This window comes from Lactobacillus rizhaonensis (assembly GCF_036246345.1).
Lineage (GTDB): Bacteria > Bacillota > Bacilli > Lactobacillales > Lactobacillaceae > Lactobacillus > Lactobacillus rizhaonensis.
In genome coordinates, this window is sequence record NZ_BTTV01000001.1 from 180,161 (window position 1) to 202,859 (window position 22,699).

Below are 22,699 nucleotides of genomic sequence, written 5' to 3' on the forward strand. Positions count from 1 at the left end.
TTAAGATCCTTATTGTTTTTAAAAATTTTTAGTTCCTATGCTAAAATAATGGCAAAGGAGCTAAGAATAGATGATTAAAATTTTACTAGGTCGGCAAACCGATCCCATGCAGGAAAAAGTTTTACAGGAAGCATTAGAAAATTATCAGCGTTTCCCTAATCATAAAACTTTTGTCATCGTTCCTAATCACATTAAGTTTACCACAGAAGTCAGGGCAATTAACAGGCTGGCTGCTAGTAAAAACCAGACAGAGCAATCAGTGAAAAACTTACAAGTTTTATCTTTTTCCAGGTTGGCCTGGTTCTTCTTAAAAGATGCCGAACAAGGCTTACCAACAGAGCTGGATGATGCTGCAGCGGCTATGCTTTTAGCAAAAATCATTGAGCAAAAAAAAGAGCAGCTGCATCTCTTTCAAACTACCAATTTAAATCCCGGCTTGCTCAAACAACTGTATGATACAATCTTGCAAATACGCGAAGGTAACTTGGACCTTAATGAGATTGATCTGGATACTCTTGATCTTGAAACCAAAAACAAAGTTGCAGATTTGAATATTTTATATTCTGCTTTCATTGAAGCTATTAAAGGTAAATTTTCTACTTCAAATGAAATTCAATTGCAATTAAATGAATATCTGGCAGCCTGCAAGAGACTAAACAAGACAGACTTTTACTTCAGTGATTTTTCCCATTTTTCACTGCAAGAATGCTTAACCGTTAAATTACTGATGGCTAAAGCTCATAGTGTCACTTTGGCATTCAAAACCAAAGAGGGTGAAATTAATTATACACCGGAGCCGGGAGACTATGATTACGTTATTCAAACTACCATCAACAAACTATTACAGTACATTCAAACCCGTAATTTGCCTCATCAAATATCAACGACAACTATTAGTCCCAAACCTACTAAAAGAGAGTTACTCAATGAATTTTGGACGGGAACGGTTAGTGATATTGGTGAACTGGATCAGGTACAGCTTGTGCGTGCTGACAATAGGTATGCTGAAGCATATTACGTTGCTCATACCATTTATCAACAAGTTGCTTTAAGGCATTATCGTTACCGGGACTTTCTGGTTCTGGCACCCAATTTACATGAATACGAAACCTATTTAACTCCAATTTTAAGGCAGAATCAAATTCCCTTTTTTAATGACTTGCAGCAGGAAATGAAATATCACCCTCTGGTTGTTTTGATTGAAAATATTGCGCAGTTGTTGAGCAGACCGTTTCAAACGCAAAATATGTTGGCAATCATGAAAACTAGGCTCATCATCCCTAATTGGTATCAAGATGAATCTGCTTATATATACGATGTTGATCAACTGGAAAATTTTGTCCTGGCACATGGCATTAACCATAATCTTTGGCGCAGAAGTTTCACTGAATATATGGCTGCTGAGGTAATTGATTTAGACAGGATTCCAGAAGAAGTTAACAAAATAGATAAACTAAAAGATTTTTTTGTTAAACAAATTACCAAGTTGTTCAAAAATTTAAAAGAAGAGACGGATACCCAAAAAGCAGTTACGACCTTTTTCGATTTTTTAACTCAAAACGGTGTTAGTGACGTTTTAGAAAAGTGGCGCGCTGATGCTCAAGAGAGCGGAGCCTTGCAAGAAGCTCGTCAGTCTGAGCAGGTGTGGGACTTGTTGATCAATCTCTTACATGATTATTTACTGATCAATCCGGACAGTTTTGACCTTAAGAGCTTTTTTGATGTACTGATCAATGGCTTTAAGGAAGCTACCTTTTCGCAAATTCCGGCCACACTTGATGCAGTCAATTTATCTGAAATGGGGATTGTCCAAGTTAGTGGCTATAAGCAAGTTTTTATTATGGGCGCAACGGTTAATGGGCTGCCGCAGATACAAAATACGCCCGGGTTTTTAAGTACAGAAAACCTAGCAGAACTGAAAAAGGATTTCGGCGAAGATTCGTATATTGAAGACCGACAAGAGTTAAGCAATTGGGATCAAAATTACCAATTCGGTATCTGTCTGGCTTTAGCGCAGGATAAAGTTTATTTAACTTATTCTTTAGCCTCTGATGAAGGGGACACTGTTCAACCTTCAATCTATTATGAAAGGTTTAAGAACGCTGGTGCAGCAGAATTTTCGCAGCACAATCTTCCAGAAGAAACAAGTCAGCTATTGTCTTTTATTACCAATGCTCAAGCAAGTTTAGGATACTTAAGCTACCTTAATCGGGCGGAAAAAAATATCGGCGTAAAAGAGTTATTAAAACTAACTCATGATCTATTACCACAAAAGACTACTAAAGTTATCGCCGCAAGCCAATTTATTAATGAACCCCAAAACATTGGACCTGACTTGGCGCAAAAATTATACGGCAATAATCTTAATTCTTCGGTTTCTCAGCTGGAAACATTCTATGAAAATTCATATGAATATTTTCTAATTTATGGCTTGCATCTTCATAAAAGATTTGAAAATGAACTCGATATCATCCAGGCAGGAAACTACTTTCATGAAACTTTTGACAGGCTAGTTAAAGAATTAAATGAACGTTCTCTTGATTTAGAAGAAATTGATGGTCAAACACTAAATCAGCTCCTCAAAGTGGCGCGCACTAAAATGCAGAGTGAAGCCAGGTATAAGCAGCTTTTGAATGATCCCTTTAACGAATTTTTATTTAACTGTCTTGACCAAACCACAACTAAAGTCGCTACTAACTGGCACAAGGCAGTCACTAAAACGCCATTACGTGCTAAATATTCTGAACTTAGTTTTGGTAATGGTGAGCTGGTAAAGGGACTTAACTTCAAAATTCCTAGTCTCTCAGGCAAACATTACGTCAACTTAAGGGGCAAAATGGATCGAGTAGATTTAGCTCGGGTTGCTGATCAGAATGAATTAATCGCCCAGGTAATTGACTATAAGTCTTCCGCTAAGAAATTTAATTTAGGATTATTTTATCATGGTATTTCTTTACAAATGGTTTCTTATTTGGACATCTTACTGCAAAATAAAAAGTTTTTTGCAGGGTCGACACCTTTCTCACTTTTAGGTGCTTTTTACCAAACTGTAACAAGGCAAACGGATAGACTAAATGGTAAAGATTTATACAGTAATGACTTACAGATCAAAAAAGCCAACTTAGAAGGTCAAGTTAAGCTTAAATATACCGGTTTGATCAATAACGACCAATTATTAATGCTTGAAGCTGAGCCTGATTTAAAACAACCAGGCAATTCATCTTCTCTTTATACCGGGGTCAGTTCTAAAAAAGATGGTACTCTAACTTTTCGTGGCAGTTCTTTTAAGGATGATGAACTTGAGTTGCTGCTTAAATATGACGAAGAACTCATCAAAGAAGCCTCCAGTCAAATTTTATCAGGACAAATAAAATTAAATCCCTATAAATATGGCAATGGTATAAATGCCTTAACTTATTCTGACTACCGTGACATTTTCTTTTTTGATGCCATGTTGAAAGAAAATAAATACCATCAAGTCGGCAATATTAAAAAGAAAGAATTACTGGAAAAAATCAAAAAACGGCTAAAGGAGAACGAATAAAATGGCCTTAGAAGATAACCAGTTTACGCCGGTTCAGCAAAAAGCAATTAATGATCATGGCCGTGATATTTTGGTATCGGCTTCTGCTGGAAGTGGAAAAACAACGGTATTGGTGCAGCGTTTAATAAACGAAATACTTGCCGGAACCAGTGTTGACAAGCTACTAGTAGTGACTTTTACCAAAGCTGCTGCTTCCGAAATGAAAAAAAGAATTAAAACAGAATTATTATCGCAGTTGCAAAAGGCTTCCTCCAAATCATACCTGCGCCAACAGCTTAACTTGGTTGATTCAGCCAACATTTCAACGGTTGATGCCTTTTGCCTGGATGTAATACATCGTTTTTATTATGTGATTGGGGTTGATCCTAGTTTCAGTATTTTGACTGACGATTCTCAAGCTGAGCTAATGCGCGAGCGAGCATTAAAAGATATTGAAGGTGAGTTTTTAGAAAATAAAGACGCTGACTTCATTGCTTTTTATGATAATTTTGCAGGTGACAGGGATGCACAGACGCCACAGAATTTACTACTGGATTTATATAATTATGCAATGACTAAGCCTGATTATCGTGACTGGCTCAAAGAACTACCTCAAAAATATCAATGTGGACCAGAAGTGATTAAATCTTCATTATGGCAAAAAGCAATCAAACCATATTTATTAGATCTCTTTCAGAATTTAGCTGACAATATTGCACAACTTTGTCAAAGTACTAATATGGCTACTAAGCAGTTAAAGAAAGTCAGAGAAAGTTTTGACTTATTTGCAAAATGTCTTGCCAATTATTTGGCTGCTCTCAAAAATGATGCCGACTACGATGATCAAAGAGAAAAACTACGTGACTGTATTTTTCGTGGAAGTATGCGTAAATCCGCAAAGTGGGATGAAGATATCATTGCCTTTTATGATGAATGTCATAGCGTAAAAGAAGCAGCAGCAGAACAAATTTTTACCTCTTTTACTTCTTTTTACGCAACGGACGAGCAGGAACAATTGTCCTTAATGCAAAAGGGTAATCAGATTATGTCAGCGATTGTAAAAGCTGAACTGGCATTGATTGATCATTTTACTCAGTTAAAAAGAGCAGAAAATCTTCTTGATTTCAGTGATATGGAACAATTAGCTTATCAAATTCTCAGTCAGGATACGTCTGCATCCCAAATGGCGCGGTCTTTTTATCAAAATAAATACAGTGAGATATTGGTTGACGAATATCAGGATATCAATCCCCTGCAAGAAAAAATATTGCAGCTGGTTAAAAAAGATGGTCAAAATAATATTTTTATGGTGGGTGACATCAAACAGTCAATTTATGGTTTTAGGCAAGCTGAACCGAGTTTGTTTTTGCATAAATATCAAGAAGCAGCTCTTAAAGAAAATGAGCAAAAAGAAGAACGAATCTTATTATCTGATAATTTCCGCTCTACCAAGTCAGTAATCGAAATCGTCAATCAGGTATTTAAAAATGTTCTTACTTCAGACTTTGGCGGGATTGACTATCAAGCTGAAAGTCAACTGGTTTACGGAGCAAGCTATTATCCTGAGAACTTACCAGCTGCAACAGAAATACTTTTTCATGAAAAAGACAATGATGAAAACACTGCTCAGGAAGATGCTTCTGATGATATCGATTCAGCTGAGATTGCAATGGTTATTAACCGAATTAAAAAGCTCACAGAAGAAAACTTCTTAGTTTACGACAAGTCTGCAACTAATGATAATCATTTAAGACTCTTCAAATACAGTGATATTGTCATTTTAACGAGAAGTCGGAGCAATAATCTTGAGATCATGCAGGAGTTCGCAAAGAATAATATTCCAATCATGGTCACGGATGCAAAAAATTACTTTCAAACCCTGGAATTAACTATTATTATGAATTACCTGCGCATAATTGATAATCCCGACCAGGATATTCCTCTGGTGGCCGTCTTAAGATCACCGCTATTTAATTTTAAAGAGCCTGACCTGAGTCTTATCCGTATTCATACCCCAAAAGCTAGTTTTTACAATGCTTTGACTTCATATGTGGCAGTTGGCGATGAGCTCAGTCAGAGGGTGAAGGACTTTTTGAACCAGCTTGAAGATTTGCGCAAATTTGCTGCAACGCACAGAATCTCAGAATTAATTTGGAGTATTTATGAAAGAACCAGCCTGCTGGAAATTATGACTTCACTGCCTAATGGCAAGCAGCGCAGAGTCAATTTAGAAGCTTTGTATGAAAGAGCTGCTTCGTATGAAAGTGCGGGTTTTAAGGGATTATATCAATTTATTAATTTCATCGAAAGAATGCGGCGCAGTCAAAAAGATCTTGCTCAACCACTGTTAACCAAAGAAGCAGGAAATTCAGTGCGCTTAATGACAGTTCACGGTTCCAAAGGGCTAGAATTTCCCATTGTGTTCTATTTAGGTTTGCAGCACCGCTTTCAAATGCGGGATTTAAGTAATAATTACATTATCAATTCAAATTCAGTAGGTCTGACAATCAAAGAAACTCAGTATCGTGCTGATACACTAATCAAAGCAATTGACAATGTGAATAAAAAAAGACAGCTTTTAGAAGAAGAAGCGCGTATTCTATATGTCGGAATGACACGTGCAAAGCAAAAGCTAATTTTAGTGGCAGATTTAAAAAATTTACCAAAAACTATCAAAAAATGGCAAGATCAAGTTAATCAACATGGTCAGATAACTCTCAACAATAAACTTAATGCTACTAATCCAATGAGTTTCATTGGTCCTGCAATTGACTGGCAAAAACTTCTAAGACAAAAAATCGCAGATATTAATTTAGCTGCAGAAACAAGTCAAAAGCTGCTTTATCTGCAATATCAGGATGAAAGTATCAATTTAAAAGAGAAAGCAGTCACAGAAAAGGCGGGAAAAGATAATGTTTCAGCGTTAACAGAATATGCCAAAAAGTTATACAACTTCAGTTATCCTTTTCAAGATGCAAGTCACACAACTGCTTATCAGTCTGTATCTGAAATTAAAAAAGCTTTTAATGATCCCCTTGATGCTGAACTTGAAAACGCCCACTTGATTTCTTCTACTAACCGTTATTTGCAACCGATTGATACTAAACCTGACTTTTTATATCAGACCAAATTTACCGGAGCTGAAATTGGTACGGCCATGCACCTTCTTCTGCAATACTATGATTATTATGGCTCAGGAAAAGCAGACCAAGTTGAAGAAGAAGTGCAGCAATTAGTAAAACAAAATAAGCTCAACAGCAAAATTGTTGCTAGTTTAAATTTGCAACAAATAAATTGGTTTGTTCATAGTGATTTTGCCCAAAAATTTTGGAAAAATCCTGCAAATTTGCAGCGCGAAATTGAATTTTCAAGTCTGTTGCCAGCTGACGTTCTATTTGCCAATTTCAGTGACCCTGATGCAAAAATTTTAATTCATGGTACAATAGACGGTTATTTTAGTGAAAAAGATGGCATAATATTGTTTGATTATAAAACTGATCATATTGATCACAGCAATTTAGATTTAGCCATCAAAAAGATTAAACAAAAGTATGCAGGGCAATTGCGTTTATATGAAAGGGCCCTAAATTCTTTTTCCGACCAAAAAGTTAAAGCCAAATATTTAATTTTATTAGATGCATGCCAAATTGTTGAAGTTAAGTAAAGAAAGGAGGGGTAATGCAGAATGAAATCATTTGAGCAGACCGTTTTTGCGGTCGTTGATCTGGAAACTACCGGAACACAGCGAGAAGATAACAATCATATTATCCAGTTTGGTTGTGCCATTATTAAAAATATGAAAGTTGTCAAAACATATTCGTTTATGATTAATCCCCACCGTGAAATTCCAATAGCGGTCCAAAACTTGACTCATATACATAATAAGGATGTGGCTGATGCAAAAGATTTTTCTTTTTATGCACCAAAGATTGTAAAAATTTTAAAAGATACTGTTTTTGTTGCTCATAACGTCAATTTTGATTTGCCGTTTTTAAATTATGAATTAGTACAACATGGTTATGAGCCTCTAACCAATCGTGCAATTGACACCGTGGAACTGGCTAAAATTGCTTTTCCCACAGAGCCTTCATATAAACTGAGCGATTTAACGACATTATTGCACATTAAACATTTAAACCCTCATAAAGCTGACTCTGATGCCTATGGCACTGCAGTTTTACTAATAAAAATTATTGAGCGGCTTGAAAGTTTACCTCAAGCTACCCTGAATACTTTAAGTTCTTTGGCACACGGTTTAATCCGCGACACTTCTTGGATTTTTACGACTATTGCTGATGATGCACGCAAAGAGAAACGTCCTTTATCTCCTGAATACCAGCAAGTACGACAAATAATACTGCGTAAGCAGGAAAAAATAGCAATTACTGAAAGTCAGTCGTCAACTACTTTTCCAAAAAGTGACAGCACAAAAAAGAAGCTGTTCCAAAATAAAATTAATTACCGGCAACCGCAGGTAGACCTAATTAATCGCATTGAACAGTTTTTGCGTTCCTCAAAGCAAAGAACGCTGTTAGTTGAGGCTCCTAATGGAACTGGTAAGACTTTTTCTTATTTATTTGCTTATTCCTATCATTTATATACCAACAGAAAATTAGTAATCGCTACACCTACAAAAGTTTTGCAAAGACAGATTATTAATCATGAAATACCCCAATTATTGAACGTCACCAAGTTAGACTTAAAGGCTGAAGAAGTGAAAGCCAGTAGTCATTACCTTGATCTAGATGGATTTTATCAGAGTTTATATCAAGGTACTCCTAATAAGTTGACTTTAGTTTTACAGATGCGTATTTTAGTTTGGTTAACCGAAACGAAGACTGGCGATTTAGACGAACTGCAGCTCACTAACTATCGTGCACCTTTATTTACTCAAATTGCCCATCCTGGTGATGCACGCGTTGGTAGCATTTTTGCGGAAGTTGATTTTTGGAACCTGGCTAGGCAGCGGCAAGAGCAGGCAGACATTTTAGTGACAAATCATGCCTATTTAGCCAATCATTATAATGATACTATTTGGGGACAAAATCCTTATCTCGTTATTGACGAGGCTCACCGCTTTGTTGACAATGTTATCAGTTCTAGAAACGATTCGTTTCAGTTCGAATCATTATGGGGAGCTCTCAATCATCTGCGTAATTTGCTTTATTATGCCGATGACAGTATATTTAATCAATACGGTAACGACGTTCAATTCAATTTCTTACTGGAAAAGCTGGATCCGGCAATTCTTGAGTTAATTAAAGTCATTAATCATTTGCAGCGTTTGCTTTGCTCCAAAAAGAAAAAGGCTGTCAGCCAAAATACTTTGGCTAATGGTAATTTGCTACTTAGCTTTAGAGGAAAGGATTTATTTCCCAAAAATAGTCAGTTTTTAGTCAAACTGACTGAACTGCAACGGAAATTGGAAGACATCAGGCAGAAAACTAATCAAATTTTATTTAAGATGTACAATGAAACCGACAATTCAAATATTGATCGGGATGCTATTTTAAGTGAAACTTCAGGTCAAATAGATCAGCTGGATGATTTTATTACAAAAAGCTATCAGTTATCTGATTTACTTCGTAAAAAAGCTTATGTTGAATCAGAAGGCTTTATTGTTACTTTAACTAATCCTCAAGATCCTTTGAGTGCCAACTTAAGCTGGTTAATGCTGGATGCAACGCCAGAATTGCACAAAATATACGATCGCTTCGATCACATTTCATTTGTAAGTGCAACTTTGACCAGTGAAAATGGTTTTGATTTTATAATTAAACTTTTAGGGTTAACCGACTTAGCACCCCAAAAATACATCGGGACGAGCACATTTAAATTAGCAAAACATCTTGAGGTTTTATCTGTAACTGATTTTCCAGATATTAATGATCCTACCCACGAAAAAAAGCTAACGCAAATTATTGAAAACGACTTAGCAAATAAAAGTCATGTTTTAATACTAATGACAAATTTAGAACAAATTAAAAAAACTTTTAGTGCTATTATCAATTCGCCCAACTTACGCGATTTTGAAATTTTGGCTCAGGGTGTTTCCGGGTCAAATAATCGTATTATCAAAAGATTCGCCATTGCTAAAAAAGCTCTGATACTTGGTGCAGATAGTTTTTGGGAAGGAATAGATTTTCACGAATGTGGTGTAGATTTGGTAATAGCAACAAAATTGCCATTTGAAGCCCCCGATTTACCTGAAGTTAAGTTGCGCCAAAGACAGCTTATTGACAGAGGAATTGACGTTTTTCATTCTGATACGATGCCACGGGCGGTTATTCGGTTTAAGCAGGGAATGGGTAGGTTAATACGTGGAGAGCAGGATAGAGGACAATTCTTAATATTAGATTCCAGAATTTGGTCTAAAGATTATGGTTCTATTTTTCTGGCTGCCGTTCCCGTTAAAGTCAAAAAAATATCTTTGAATGATTTACAAGAAATGTTAGAAAACTATGATACAAGATGATACAAAACAAACATTTAAATTTTTAGCATGGGTATTCTTAATATTGGTATTATTATACTTTGCTTTTATTATAATTTTTTATAAAGCTGGTAATCCCGAAAGAGCAGAAACCCGCGAACTTAACAAAATCGCTCTTGAAAAGACTCCAATCAGGTATACTGAAAAGACCTATCATTTGAATCGTGGTATTAACAGCTATTCTTTAAAAGGCCTGACCAAGAATCATAAGACCTATTATTTTATTTATTTACCCGGATCTAAAAAAGCATTTTTATATCCAGCAAGTAAGGGTGTTAATGAAGCAGTTATCCGCAACAAATACAGTGTTAAAAGGCCATCTGAAAAAATTACTGAAGTAAATTTAGGCTGGTATCAGAATAAGCCGGTTTGGGAAGTAAGCTCTAAAAATGTTGCGGGTGAATATCATTATCAACTTTTTGATTTTAAAAATGGAAAATTAGTAGGTTAAGTCGCTAAATTGCTCAAACTTTGGTATTATTAATTTGATTATGATAAGGAAAGTGGAATAAAAGTTTATGACAGAATTAATTTCTATAGCAGATTGTCGCAATCATGTCGACCAAGAAGTGCAGATGCACGTTTGGCTAACGGATAAACGTTCAAGTGGTAAGATAGTTTTCTTACAATTACGTGATGGTACAGCATTTTTCCAAGGGGTTATTCGTAAAAATGCCGTTTCGGATGAAGTTTTTGAGACAGCAAAATCACTGCATCAAGAGGCAAGTTTTTACATCAAGGGGACTGTTCATCAAGACGAACGTTCTCACTTTGGTTATGAAATTCAAATTTCGGATTTGCAACTTATTACCAACAATGAAGGCTATCCTATCGGTAATAAAAAACATGGTATTGAATTTCTTCTTGATCACAGGCATTTATGGTTAAGAAGCAAACGCCCGTTTGCGATCATGCGAATTAGAAACGTAATTTTCAAAGCAACTGTTGATTTCTTTGAAAATGAAGGCTTTATAAAATTTGATGCTCCAATCTTTATGCATTCTGCTCCTGAAGGAACTACAGAATTATTCCATACTGAATATTTTGGTGGCGATGCATACCTTTCTCAATCTGGTCAACTTTACGGTGAAGTAGGGGCTGAAGCATTCGGGAAGATTTTTACCTTTGGCCCAACTTTTAGAGCAGAGGAGTCAAAAACTCGTCGTCATTTAACCGAGTTCTGGATGATGGAGCCGGAAATGGCCTGGATGCATCAAGATGAATCTCTTGCTTTGCAGGAACGGTTCTTGTCATATGTCACTGGACAAGTTTTACAAAATTGCCAATATGAACTGGAAATTTTAGGAAGGGATCCTAAGAAGCTTGAGCCTGCTTCTCAGGGCGATTATACTCGTTTGTCTTATGATGATGCAGTAAAAATGTTACAGGATGATGGACGCGACTTTAAATGGGGAGATGATTTTGGCGCTCCCGATGAAGCCTTTATTTCTGAAAAATTTGATCGCCCGTTCTTCATAATAAATTACCCAACATCTATTAAACCTTTTTATATGAAGAAAAATCCTGATAACCCTAAAGAATACTTATGTGCTGACGTTCTAGCACCTGAAGGTTATGGCGAGATTATGGGCGGATCAGAACGTGAAAGTGATTACGATACATTACTTAAACAAATTCATGAAGCCGGCTTAAATGAAAATGATTATAGCTGGTACCTAGATTTACGTAAATATGGTAGCGTACCTCATTCTGGCTTTGGCATGGGATTTGAACGAGTAATTGCTTGGATTTGTAATTTAGACCATGTTCGTGAAGCTATTCCGTTCCCAAGAATGATTAACAGACTCGAGCCTTAATATTAAAATCAATAAGATAATTAAAAGTTGAACTAAAAATACTTTAGTTCAACTTTTTTAAAGGAGAAAAATCATGCAATATAATGATTACCGTGCTTTAGGAGTAACTCTGTTATCAAATGGTCTGATCGCTTATTATCCGCAACTAAAAATTGATGACGCTGAAATGATGGTCATCTTGCAATTGGAAATGTTTGCTCAAAAAGGAGACTTTTTTCCCACCAATGAACAAATTGCGGCAAACACTAATTTTTCCGTTGCAGAAATTGGATCTTTATTGCAAAAATTAATTGAACAAAATTTTCTGGTAATTGATCAGGTAACAGATAAAAAGGGCATGATTGGAAATAAATATAACCTTAACCAGTTGTACGACAAACTGGATAAATTATTGACAGCAAAAACTGATAGTGACCTCAAAGAAAATGGTAACGAGAATTCATCATCTGTTATTGACAACAGTCCTCTGAATCAATTAGTTCGCCAATTTGAAATTGAATTTGGTCGCTATTTAAGCCCAATCGAACGAGAAGAAATTGCTGCCTGGTTAAACGTTGACCATTATGATCCTGCTATTATCAAGCTGGCTTTGCGGGAAGCTGTTTTATCTCAGGCATATAGTTTAAAGTACGTCGATCGCATTCTGTTAAATTGGCAAAGACACAATTTAAAAACTGTGAGTGAGGTCCAAAAATTTTTGAGGAGGAATCGCTAAATGAAAGCAGAAAAAATTCTTAGTACTAAAGAAGCCAGAAAAGTTTTAGAATGTATTAACAAAATGTATCCTGACGCAAAAAGTGAATTGGTATGGGATAATAAATTCCATTTATTATGCGCGGTCTTAATGAGTGCTCAAACTACTGATAAAATGGTAAATCGAGTAATGCCTAAATTTATGAAAGATTATCCTGAACCGAAAAAATTAGCAACAGCAACGATTCCGGAAATAGAAAAACATATCTCTCAAATTGGACTTTATCATTCTAAAGCTAAACACTTAAAAGCAACTGCTGAAATTCTAGTTTCAAAATATGATAGTAAAATTCCTCATGACAAAAAAAGTCTGATTTCTTTACCTGGAGTTGGAGAGAAAACAGCTAATGTTGTTTTAGCTGAAGGGTTTGGCATACCTGCGATAGCAGTCGATACTCATGTGTCACGGATTTCTAAACGTTTTCATATAGTACCGCAAGATGCTAAGCCACTGGAAGTAGAAAAGAGATTAGAGGAAATTCTACCTAAAAGTGAATGGATTCATACACATCACGCTATGATTTTATTTGGTCGCTACTCAATGACAGCACGGGACAAAAACGACCCCTATACTTATTTAAAAGAAAAATAGTATTAAAAAACTAAAAAATTTAGTATAATTTCCTTAACAAATTAATTAAAAGGGGGGTTTAAAACATGAGTAGGTGGCACATAACTAACATTATTTTAGTTGCTTTATTTTGCTGGTATGGCATTATTTCTCTGGCTGCGTCCCTATGATGGCACGGGTACAGCTAACACAATGAATGTCAAACTCATTTCCCTAGCTGTTTTAATAATCTTTTTTGCTTTTATTGGCCTTATAGAACTAATTGTTTATTTATTTGTGAAAAAATAATAAAAGAACCGCTGAAAGAAATTTCAGCGGTTCTTTTAATTAATGATGATTCTCGTCATTGCCCGAGTTATTACTTTCGCCCCCAGGCTTATTCGGCTTCTGTTCATGGTGCGAATTATTTTCAGAAATGGAATTATTTGCATCATTATTTTGACTCGAATCAGATGAATTGTCTTTACCAGTATTACTTGTTTGCGGCTTATCTTTTAAATCCTTATCTTTCTTTTCATTTTTATTATTTTGGGTTGTTGAACCATTTTCGTGATGAAGTGAATTTCTTTCTTGAGTATTGCTTGTAGAAGATGAATTATTAGTAATAGTTTTTTCATCGTCTTCATCATAGTCGCTGCTATCATCAACTATACCAACAGGAGAATGTCCACGAACAAACAGTTGCCACTCCCCAGTAGAAGAAACCTCTGGAGGATTCGAATTTTTAGCAATTCTAGCCCTAATCACCGAATCAGGCTTTTGCCAGTCAACATTTTCTTTATTTCTCATCAAATAGGTCATCATATTTTTATAAAAAAGTTGCGCTGATTGCTGACCGATGCCTGAAATAGTCCCATCTTTCAGGTTATCATAGCCGGTCCAAATACCTATTGCATAACGAGGTGTGTAACCAACAAACCAGGAATCCTTTGGAGTAGCTGCGTACCCTGGGTAACGTGCTAAATCTTGTTCTGAATACTTAACGGATCCGGTTTTACCAGCATGATACAAACCATTAATCTGGGCATTTCTGCCAGAGCCACGTTTTATAACGCCTTTTAGCATATCTGTAATTATGTATGCTGTGGCTTTACTCATAACACGAATACCCTCAGAATCATAATTTCTGGTTAATCCATCAGGAGTTTCAATTTTTGAAACAAATTGTGGTTTATGATAAATACCCATCGTTGCAAATGCACTAAAGGCTCCGGCCATTTGTAAACTGGAAGCATTCGCACCGATAGCTACGGACAAGCCGGAATCCTTTGGAATATCAATATCCATTTTGCCGGCAAACTTTCTCGCACGAGGTATGCCGACTTCTCTTAACGTTTTTACTGCAGGAACATTACGTGATTGTTCTAAGGCATGCCGCATCGTCATCATGCCGTCATATTTATTGTCCCAGTCGTATAATTGAACGTTTGTTCCCGGATAGACGTATTTGCTATCATCTAACATTTTAGCAGTGGACCAATTAAGGTATTCAATGGCAGGGCCATAATCTAGAACAGGCTTAATTGAAGATCCAGTTGAACGAGTAGTTTGCACAGCCCGATCTAAGCCCAACTGAACTGAAGAAGGTAGATGCCGGCCACCCAATATAGCTACCACATGACCATTGCTAGGATCAACTACGGAAGCACCAATCTGCATTTTATCGTTAGTGAATGGAACCTGCCCATTATTAGCCAGTTGATATAGTTTCTTTTGAGCTTTCTGATCCATATTAATCGTAATTTTTAAATTATCACGGAAAGGATCAAAGCCCTTGGCTCTAACCTCGGCAATTGCTTCTTTAACATAAGGATCATTAATTTTACGTAAGTTTGACTGTTTTCGCTGATTATGTGGTTTTAAACCCTTTTTAATGCTTTCCCTGCTTGCCTCATCATATTGTTCTTGCGAAATTTTTTTATTCTTCAACATCGCCTTTAAAACAATATCACGACGGTATTTTGCATATTGAGGGTAGGTATAAGGATTATAAACAGTAGGCCTATTAGGCATTCCTGCCAGCATCGCTGTTTGAGCTAAGTCTAAGTCCCCAATTTTTTTACCATAATAAAAGTTAGCTGCAGTGCCAATTCCAGTATTGCCATAATTCATGTAAACTTTATTAATATAAAATTCCAAGATTTCATCATGACTGTATTCTCGCTGCACTCTCATAGCCAGCCAGGCTTCTTGAGCCTTTCTGCGTAAAGTTCGTTGGGAAGCAGCTGTTGAAAATTTTGTCAGCTTAACTAATTGCTGGGTGATAGTAGAACCGCCAGCAGAAATACTTTTACTTTTGGCATTAGTTAACATTGATCCTACAATTCGGATCGGATCAATTCCCAATTTATCCTTATAAAAGCGCTTGTCTTCAACCGATACGATAGCATCTTTTAACAGTTGCAAATCTTCACTGTCTTTAACGTATAGTCGCTTTTCGGTACCTAAAGACATTACAAATTTACCATTGGTATTATATAATCCTGAAGAGCCGCCACTTTCAAGGTCAGCGCGACTAATATTGGGAGCATCCTTGGCGTAAAATGCAAATAGACCAACGCCAGCTACCAGAAATAGAAAAATAACCAAAAACGTCCACTTAAGTATGCGACGCCATAATGGTTTAGGTAAACTTTGGCGGTAGTTTTTACGTGATTCACGTCCATTATTTGAGTTGAAATTTTTATTTGTCATCGTGTATTTTCCTATCCGAGATAAAAGAATCTACAGCTTTCAAATACGGAAGTGTTGGTTGAAAACCGTTCTTAATCTCTATTGACCAATCCTCGACTTCTTTTAATGTTAATGAACTTTTGTTTTTAGTCCACCAAGCTTTGATAATTGAGCTCGCTGGAGTAACAAAATAGCGGTTTAAGCTTGTAAATCCTATTATTGTAAAGCATATTCCTTTTTGCTTCAAGCATTCTGCTAAGTGAACTATTTGATGTTCGTGAAAATTTTTTAAAGGAAAATTAGTTTTGTTTTTGGTTTCTTTTGCTTCAAAATCCAGATAGTAACCTTTATATACACCATTATAATCTGTGGTCGATTCCTGGCGAAAGTATGCTTCTTTTATTACTGCACGTGATCTTTTAGGGTAGTCTACCTTTACAATTTGAACAGGCGTAGGTTTTTTATGTACCACGGCTATTTCTTTAGTACGATAATATTTATTAGATTCGTTAATCATCTGTTCAAGGTTCATGCCTCGATCAGAAAAATTAATATTTTTATGTTTTCTTTTTTTGCGTGAAGCTTGGGGCTTATCATTTAAGTTTAAGTTGCGAAAAGCGGCAGAACTGCCGGTTGGATATTTGACCATAAATATCACTCCTGCTAGCATTATAGCAATAAAGAAAAAGTTTTTGAACAAGGAGCCATTTGTTTCATTATGCAAAGACTATGGGTAACGGGGTATCGTAATTACGAGTTAAATACATTCGGTGATAAGGATCCCAAAATCAAAATCATAAAATTAGTTTTAAAAAAGTATATGCTAAATTTACTGGAAAATGACCAGCTAGATTGGGTAATAACCGGAGCAAATTTAGGAGTAGAGCAATGGGCAAGTGAAGTGGCCGTTTCCTTGCGGAAAAAATATCCCCTAAGAACATCTATTATTGTTCCCTATGAAGACTTTGCTGGCAGATGGAATGAAAGCAATCAAGAAAAGTATCTTAACTTAAAAAGTCAAGTAGACTTTTTTGCTTCTACATCTAAAGAGCCGTATCAAAACCCAGTTCAACTGCGCAATTACCAGAATTTTATGCTACTACATACAGATAGGGCCTTAATGCTTTATGATCCTGAAAATCCTGGTAAACCCAAGTTTGATTATAATTTAATCAAGAAATACCAAGAAACGAAAGAATATCCGCTTGAATTAATTGATTTTTATGATCTACAAGATGAGGCTGAGGAGTATCAAGAAAATCAAGAAGATAATTTTAAAGAATAACTTTATTTTAAAATCAACATTTTTGTTTTAAGCATGACTAGTTTTTGCTAGAATAAAAGTGATAAAAAAAGGAGTTGTATATTATCATGGCAGATTTAAATGATATTCAACTATCCACACAGGATATTTTAAAAAAACAATTTAGGACAAAAGTTAAAGGTTTAGACCCGGATGAAGTTGACGCTTTTTTAGATAAAGTAATCGCAGATTATGACACCTTTGAGCAAATAATTGAAGATCTATACGGCCAAATTGGCAAGCTGCAAGGTGAATTAATGGATGACCATCATAAAGAGCAAGCTCTTGAATCTCAAAAAACCAGGAGAATAACTCCAGTAACAACTGCGGAAAGTATAAAGACGTATACCCCTAATCATGATCGTTCAACGCAGAGCTTCAATCCAATTAATAAATCAGATACACAAACTGAAAATTCTACTAATATGGCCATTATTCAACGAATTTCGACTCTTGAACGTAAAGTTTATAACCTTGAACAACGAGTTTATGGGTTACAAAAAGACTAAGCTTTGATATAATTCTTAATGGTGCAATTTTTGAGCAGTCGCGGTTTGATCTGAAAATAGGTCAGGCTGAGGAAAGTCCACGCACGCACGAGCTGAGATGCTTGTAGTGTTCGTATTTAGCCCAATAAGCTAAAGAATTTTAATTACGGCGAAAAAAGTGCTAAGTCATTCTACTGATATGCATGAATATTCTGAAAAGTGCCACAGTGACGAAGCAGAAGTGGAAACACTTTTGGTGGAACGAGGTAAACCCTGCGAGCGTGCAACCCAAACTTGGTGGGGGCGTTCAATCTAAGAAAATGAACTAAAGATTGGATTGCTACTAATTTAGCAAAGATAGATGGCTGCTACAGGTATTTATGCCAGAAATACCCGAACAGAACGTGGCTTACAGAAATTTGCATTGGCAGCGTTGAGCTTTTCAAAGGGCTCAACGCTTTTTTTAAAGGAAAGAATAAAAGATGAGAAAATATCAGTTATATACAACTATGGGTGTCGGGTTTGAAAGCGTTGTTGCAAAGGAACTACAAGCGATGGGATACCAAACTCACACGGAGAATGGCAGGGTATTCTTTGAAGGCGATCAAAAAGACATTGTCAAAACCAATCTGTGGTTAAGAACGGCAGACCGCGTTAAAATTTTACTTAAAGAGTTTAAGGCGATTGATTTTGATACCCTTTTTAATCAGGTATATGATATCGATTGGGCAGAGCTATTACCAGTTGACGCTAAGTTTCCTGTTAAAGGCAGGTCAGTCAGATCGAAGTTGCATTCTGAACCTGGTATTCAATCAATCGTAAAAAAGGCGATTGTAAACAAAATGTCCGATCAGTACCATCGTCGCGGTTTTTTGCCAGAAAATGGTAACGAATATCCTCTTGATATTCACATCAATAAAGACGTTGCCCGAATTTCTCTAGACACTACTGGTGCCAGTTTATTTAAAAGAGGCTATCGTATTGAGCACGGTGGAGCACCTCTGAAAGAAAATTTTGCTGCAGGATTATTAAAACTAACTCCTTACGACGGCAGCCATCCTTTGATTGACCCCATGACAGGTTCAGGAACTTTAGCTATTGAAGCAGCTTTAATAGGGAAAAATATTGCCCCTGGTATCTGGCGCCAATTTGCTTTTGATGGTTTTGACTGGTTTGATAGCTCTATTCATGATGAATTGGTAGCAGAAGCTAAAAGTGAAATTAAACCTCTTGACCAACCTATATGGGCGTGTGATATCGACCAATCCATTTTAGAAATTGCAAAATTAAACGCCAACAATGCCGGTGTTTTACAGGATATTTACTTTAAACAAGTTGCAGTAAAGGATTTTGCCACAGACTTAGAAAATGGGGTTATAATCGCTAATCCACCTTATGGTAAAAGACTGAAAGATCGGGAATCAGCTGAAATAATTTATAAGCAAATGGGTGAGTCACTTTTAAAATATGACACATTTAGCCAGTATTATTTGGTTGGCGATCCAGCATTTGAAAAATTTTTTGGTAAAAAAGCAACCAAAAAGCGCAAACTTTTTAATGGCAACTTAAGGGTTGATTTCTACCAATATTGGGCTAGAAAAAATGATTACAAATAAAGCAAATACCGAATTTTGGGTGATTACAGATACGCATTTAATTGCAGATAGCTTGCATGATGATGGTCAAGCTTTTCAACGTATTCAAAATACCAGTCAAGGTAAAGACCTGGTTTATCAAGAAATAGCTTTAAGGGCTTTTACTGATTTGGCTAATGAAAAAAAGCCGGCTGCTATCATTGTTACTGGTGATGTTACTTTTAACGGTGAGCTTATTTCGGCACAAAAATTTGCAGAAATTTTTCGTAATTTAAATGAAACTAAATTATTAGTTTTACCTGGAAACCATGACATATATGATGGCTGGGCCAGGGCTTTTCAAGGTCCAAATCAACTGTATGCCCATCAAATTAGTCCCACTGATTGGCAAGAAGTTTTTAAATGTTCATATGATTGTGCTCAAAGTATTGATCCCAATTCATTAGCATACAGCGTACAATTAAATAAAGAATACCTTTTACTATTACTTGATTCCAATATTTATGGTGAACATGAAGCTAGTGGTGCTCCCTCTACTGAAGGGCAAATAAGCGAAGAACAAATTATTTGGTTAGAAAAGCAGTTAGAAAGTGCTAGGATGAAGCACCTTAAACCCCTTTTGTTTATGCACCATAATCTTTATGTTCATAATCCAGCTGTAAATCGCGGCTTTGTTTTAAATAATGCACAAACAATATGTCGTTTATGCCAGGATTATAAGGTTAAAATTGCTTTTTCCGGCCACATTCATGCTCAAAATATCGTCGAGCCACAGGCAAAAACACCCACTACAGAAATTGTTACTTCAAGTTTTTGTTCATACGACCAAGGATATGGAATAGTCAAAGTAAGACCGAATCACATTGAATATCAGCGACATACATTTGATATGAAACCTTTTTTAACTAAAAAAGAACGGCTAGATTCGAATCTGGTTCACTTTCACAGTTACTTAAAGAACATTCAAATAAGAAATTTAACTGGTAATTCAAATAAAAAAGATCACTTAAACGATGAACAATCTAAACTTTTAGAAAAGGTAAACCGTCTGTTTATTGAAATGAATTATCAATATTTTACGGGACATAATCATATCGAAAAAAAGCAACTAGAAAAATTGTACTCTTCTAAAGAATTTAAAATTTTAGTTAGTCAGAGGCCACGATTTAGCGATTATATGAAAACTTTATTCGATACTTCTAATCACAGTAACCTTAATGCAAAAATTTGGTATTAACAGGAATTTTCATGAAAAAAAAGCATTTTATTATTTTAGGTCGTAGTGGATTAATTTATTTTTGCTGGATATTTATTGTATTTTTCTTGAGTCTGATATTTTTATATGAAAGCACTAAAGCTTTCAATTGGCCAGCACTTATTTGTTCTTTATTTTTCCTTATTTTATTGATCTATACTTATTTTAATTCATATTGGAATACGAGCATATTAAAACTTCCATTTCGTCCTAAGACCAAAATGTCATCTGAGCCAACAGTTTTGCTGCAATGGCATTTTCTTAAAATTTATGAAATTAAATTGGACGAATTTGGTCACTATTATTTGTTAAGATTTGAAAAATAAAATAGTCAAAATAGAATAATTTTGGCAAAGTCTAAATTTTTAGTTGTAAAAGAAAGTTTAGCTTTATTCATAATTTATAACATGTTATGCATAAAAATTGCTTAATATTTGTTATAATGACAATTGATTAAATAAAAGGTGGGACCTAAATTCTAATATGAAAAGGATATTATTTAAGATGAAAAATTATTATTAAATTTTATATACAGAAAGAGGCATGCGCAATGAAATCAGATATTCAAATTGCACAAGAAGCACACGCATTACCCATTAACGAAATTGCTGCTAAAATTGGTTTAAGCAGCTCAGATATTGAGCCATATGGCAATGATAAGGCCAAGATCAATTGGCAGGCAATCAAAAAGACATTGGCGAACAAACACCTTGGTAAATTGATTTTGGTTACTTCAATTTCTCCTACTCCAGCTGGAGAAGGTAAATCAACAATGACTATTGGTCTGGGAGATGCCATTAACAATCAGTTACACCAGAAAACGATGATTGCTTTACGCGAACCTTCAATGGGCCCAGTTTTTGGCTTAAAAGGCGGAGCAACTGGTGGAGGTAAGGCTCAGGTTATTCCAATGGAAGACATTAATCTTCATTTTACGGGAGATATGCATGCCTTGACAGCTGCTATTGACACTTTGGCAGCCTTAGTAGACAACTACATTTATCAGGGAAATGAACTTGGGCTAGATCCTGACAGAATTCTCTTGAAACGGGGAATTGACGTAAACGATCGTAGTTTAAGAAATATCACTGTAGGACAAGGTTCAAAATTCAACGGGATTGAACACAAGTCCAGTTTTGCAATTACGGTTGCCAATGAACTAATGGCAATTTTGTGTTTGGCTACCGACATTAACGATTTAAAAAAGAGAATTGGTTTAATGCTCGTGGGCTACACTAAAGATGATAAGCCTATTTACGTTAAGGATTTGGGATTTGAGGGTGCAATTGCAGCTTTGCTTTCAAATGCTTTAAAGCCAAATCTAGTTCAAACAATTGAACATACACCAGCTCTTGTACACGGTGGACCTTTTGCCAATATTGCCCATGGTGCCAATACCGTTATGGCAACTAATTTAGCATTACATTTAAGTGATTATGTTTTAACTGAAGCAGGATTCGGCAGCGACTTAGGTGGTCAAAAATTCATGGACTTTGTATCTGAACATTTGGATAAAAAGCCTGATGCTAGCGTGGTCGTGGCAACTGTACGTGCCTTAAAATATCAAGCAGAAGGTACCACTGAAAACTTAAGTAAAGAAAATCTGTCTGCTTTACGTAGCGGTTTTGCAAATCTTAAGAGACATATGAATAATATGCGTAACTACGGCATTCCTGTGATCGTTTTAATTAATCATTTTGCAACTGACAGTGAAAATGAACTCTCACTTTTACAGCAATTGATTAAAGAAGAAGGAATTGATTCTGTTGTTGTTGACTATCATGAGCAGGGCTCAAAGGGCGGAATAGAAGCTGCTAAAGCTGTCCTTGAATTGGCAAATTCAGGTGAAGGCAAGCTAGTACCTACTTATCAAAAAGATGATGACGTAAAAACTAAGATTGCCAAGATAGCACAAAAAATTTATCATGCAGCTAAAGTCGAATATACTGAAAAAGCTGAAAATGATATTCATGAACTTGAGAAAATGGGGAAGGATAGGTTGCCAGTCATTATTGCCAAGACACAGTATTCATTTACTGATAATCAAAAATTATTAGGAGCACCAACTGATTTTACTTTGCACGTAAAGGGCGCTAGTTTGAAAAATGGAGCCGGGTTTATTGTTATCACAACCGGACATGTTTTAGATATGCCAGGATTACCTAAACATCCAGCTGCATTAGATATTGACGTCGACAATAATGGTAAAATTAGTGGCTTATTTTAAA

At 35.8% G+C, this 22,699-nt stretch carries 15 protein-coding genes and 1 other RNA gene; 14 read left to right on the forward strand and 2 right to left on the reverse strand.

The window, feature by feature from the left end:
• Positions 1–70 precede the first annotated feature (70 nt).
• The 8 genes from AAA915_RS00910 to AAA915_RS09215 all read left to right on the forward strand — a co-directional run bounded on the left by AAA915_RS00910 (position 71) and on the right by AAA915_RS09215 (position 13,445).
• Positions 71–3,544 (forward strand): PD-(D/E)XK nuclease family protein, encoded by a 3,474-nt coding sequence (locus AAA915_RS00910; protein ID WP_338199050.1) that lies wholly within the window; start codon positions 71–73, stop codon positions 3,542–3,544.
• A gap of 1 nt (position 3,545) precedes the next feature.
• Entirely contained in the window at positions 3,546–7,187 is a 3,642-nt protein-coding gene (addA, locus tag AAA915_RS00915) for a helicase-exonuclease AddAB subunit AddA (protein ID WP_338199052.1), read from the forward strand.
• 21 nt (positions 7,188–7,208) lie between these two features.
• Positions 7,209–9,998, forward strand: coding sequence for a helicase C-terminal domain-containing protein (locus AAA915_RS00920; protein WP_338199054.1), 2,790 nt, complete (start codon positions 7,209–7,211; stop codon positions 9,996–9,998).
• Complete coding sequence (locus AAA915_RS00925; protein ID WP_294601671.1) at positions 9,985–10,467, forward strand: hypothetical protein; 483 nt, start codon at positions 9,985–9,987, stop codon at positions 10,465–10,467. Before AAA915_RS00920 ends, AAA915_RS00925 begins: the two co-directional genes overlap by 14 nt.
• A gap of 67 nt (positions 10,468–10,534) precedes the next feature.
• The gene (gene asnS / locus AAA915_RS00930) at positions 10,535–11,833 is read left to right on the forward strand and encodes an asparagine--tRNA ligase (RefSeq protein WP_338199057.1); all 1,299 of its coding nucleotides are present in this window, start codon (positions 10,535–10,537) and stop codon (positions 11,831–11,833) included.
• A 73-nt stretch (positions 11,834–11,906) separates the two neighbouring features.
• Positions 11,907–12,548: a DnaD domain protein gene (locus AAA915_RS00935; protein WP_338199059.1), complete on the forward strand. Its 642-nt coding sequence runs from the start codon at positions 11,907–11,909 to the stop codon at positions 12,546–12,548.
• Positions 12,549–13,178, forward strand: a complete 630-nt coding sequence (gene nth / locus AAA915_RS00940; RefSeq protein WP_338199061.1) for an endonuclease III — start codon at positions 12,549–12,551, stop codon at positions 13,176–13,178.
• A gap of 99 nt (positions 13,179–13,277) precedes the next feature.
• A complete protein-coding gene (locus tag AAA915_RS09215) occupies positions 13,278–13,445 on the forward strand; it encodes a DUF3923 family protein (RefSeq protein ID WP_420915096.1) in 168 nt (55 codons plus the stop codon).
• Between the two features lie 39 nt (positions 13,446–13,484).
• On the opposite strand, the gene AAA915_RS00945 is transcribed toward AAA915_RS09215, so the two are convergent.
• Together AAA915_RS00945 and recU are read right to left on the reverse strand one after the other, a co-directional pair.
• A complete protein-coding gene (locus tag AAA915_RS00945) occupies positions 13,485–15,851 on the reverse strand; it encodes a transglycosylase domain-containing protein (protein ID WP_338199063.1) in 2,367 nt (788 codons plus the stop codon).
• Complete coding sequence (recU, locus tag AAA915_RS00950; protein WP_338199065.1) at positions 15,841–16,479, reverse strand: Holliday junction resolvase RecU; 639 nt, start codon at positions 16,477–16,479, stop codon at positions 15,841–15,843. Before recU ends, AAA915_RS00945 begins: the two co-directional genes overlap by 11 nt.
• 69 nt (positions 16,480–16,548) lie before the next feature.
• Here recU and AAA915_RS00955 point away from each other — a divergent pair, with 69 nt between their 5' ends.
• The 6 genes from AAA915_RS00955 (at position 16,549) to AAA915_RS00980 (ending at position 22,698) form a co-directional block, all read left to right on the forward strand.
• Positions 16,549–17,115, forward strand: coding sequence for an SLOG family protein (locus AAA915_RS00955; RefSeq protein WP_338199067.1), 567 nt, complete (start codon positions 16,549–16,551; stop codon positions 17,113–17,115).
• Between the two features lie 86 nt (positions 17,116–17,201).
• Positions 17,202–17,642 carry a DivIVA domain-containing protein gene (locus AAA915_RS00960; RefSeq protein WP_338199069.1) on the forward strand — a complete coding sequence of 147 codons (441 nt, stop codon included), beginning with the start codon at positions 17,202–17,204 and terminating at the stop codon, positions 17,640–17,642.
• Between the two features lie 26 nt (positions 17,643–17,668).
• Positions 17,669–18,038, forward strand: an RNA gene (gene rnpB, locus AAA915_RS00965) — RNase P RNA component class B.
• 65 nt (positions 18,039–18,103) lie between these two features.
• Positions 18,104–19,237 carry a THUMP domain-containing class I SAM-dependent RNA methyltransferase gene (locus tag AAA915_RS00970; protein ID WP_338199071.1) on the forward strand — a complete coding sequence of 378 codons (1,134 nt, stop codon included), beginning with the start codon at positions 18,104–18,106 and terminating at the stop codon, positions 19,235–19,237.
• Positions 19,224–20,453 carry a metallophosphoesterase gene (locus AAA915_RS00975; protein ID WP_338199073.1) on the forward strand — a complete coding sequence of 410 codons (1,230 nt, stop codon included), beginning with the start codon at positions 19,224–19,226 and terminating at the stop codon, positions 20,451–20,453. The genes AAA915_RS00970 and AAA915_RS00975 overlap by 14 nt, the downstream gene beginning before the upstream one ends.
• A 568-nt stretch (positions 20,454–21,021) precedes the next feature.
• Positions 21,022–22,698, forward strand: coding sequence for a formate--tetrahydrofolate ligase (locus AAA915_RS00980; RefSeq protein ID WP_338199075.1), 1,677 nt, complete (start codon positions 21,022–21,024; stop codon positions 22,696–22,698).
• Position 22,699: the final 1 nt, after the last annotated feature.

Excerpts from the sequence above, each read along its gene's own strand:
- AAA915_RS00910 (WP_338199050.1), top strand. The coding sequence starts at position 71 with ATGATTAAAATTTTACTAGGTCGGCAAACCGATCCCATGCAGGAAAAA.
- addA (WP_338199052.1), top strand. The coding sequence starts at position 3,546 with ATGGCCTTAGAAGATAACCAGTTTACGCCGGTTCAGCAAAAAGCAATT.
- AAA915_RS00920 (WP_338199054.1), top strand. The coding sequence starts at position 7,209 with ATGAAATCATTTGAGCAGACCGTTTTTGCGGTCGTTGATCTGGAAACT.
- AAA915_RS00925 (WP_294601671.1), top strand. The coding sequence starts at position 9,985 with ATGATACAAGATGATACAAAACAAACATTTAAATTTTTAGCATGGGTA.
- asnS (WP_338199057.1), top strand. The coding sequence starts at position 10,535 with ATGACAGAATTAATTTCTATAGCAGATTGTCGCAATCATGTCGACCAA.
- AAA915_RS00935 (WP_338199059.1), top strand. The coding sequence starts at position 11,907 with ATGCAATATAATGATTACCGTGCTTTAGGAGTAACTCTGTTATCAAAT.
- nth (WP_338199061.1), top strand. The coding sequence starts at position 12,549 with ATGAAAGCAGAAAAAATTCTTAGTACTAAAGAAGCCAGAAAAGTTTTA.
- AAA915_RS00945 (WP_338199063.1), bottom strand. The coding sequence starts at position 15,851 with ATGACAAATAAAAATTTCAACTCAAATAATGGACGTGAATCACGTAAA.
- recU (WP_338199065.1), bottom strand. The coding sequence starts at position 16,479 with ATGGTCAAATATCCAACCGGCAGTTCTGCCGCTTTTCGCAACTTAAAC.
- AAA915_RS00955 (WP_338199067.1), top strand. The coding sequence starts at position 16,549 with ATGCAAAGACTATGGGTAACGGGGTATCGTAATTACGAGTTAAATACA.
- AAA915_RS00960 (WP_338199069.1), top strand. The coding sequence starts at position 17,202 with ATGGCAGATTTAAATGATATTCAACTATCCACACAGGATATTTTAAAA.
- AAA915_RS00970 (WP_338199071.1), top strand. The coding sequence starts at position 18,104 with ATGAGAAAATATCAGTTATATACAACTATGGGTGTCGGGTTTGAAAGC.
- AAA915_RS00975 (WP_338199073.1), top strand. The coding sequence starts at position 19,224 with ATGATTACAAATAAAGCAAATACCGAATTTTGGGTGATTACAGATACG.
- AAA915_RS00980 (WP_338199075.1), top strand. The coding sequence starts at position 21,022 with ATGAAATCAGATATTCAAATTGCACAAGAAGCACACGCATTACCCATT.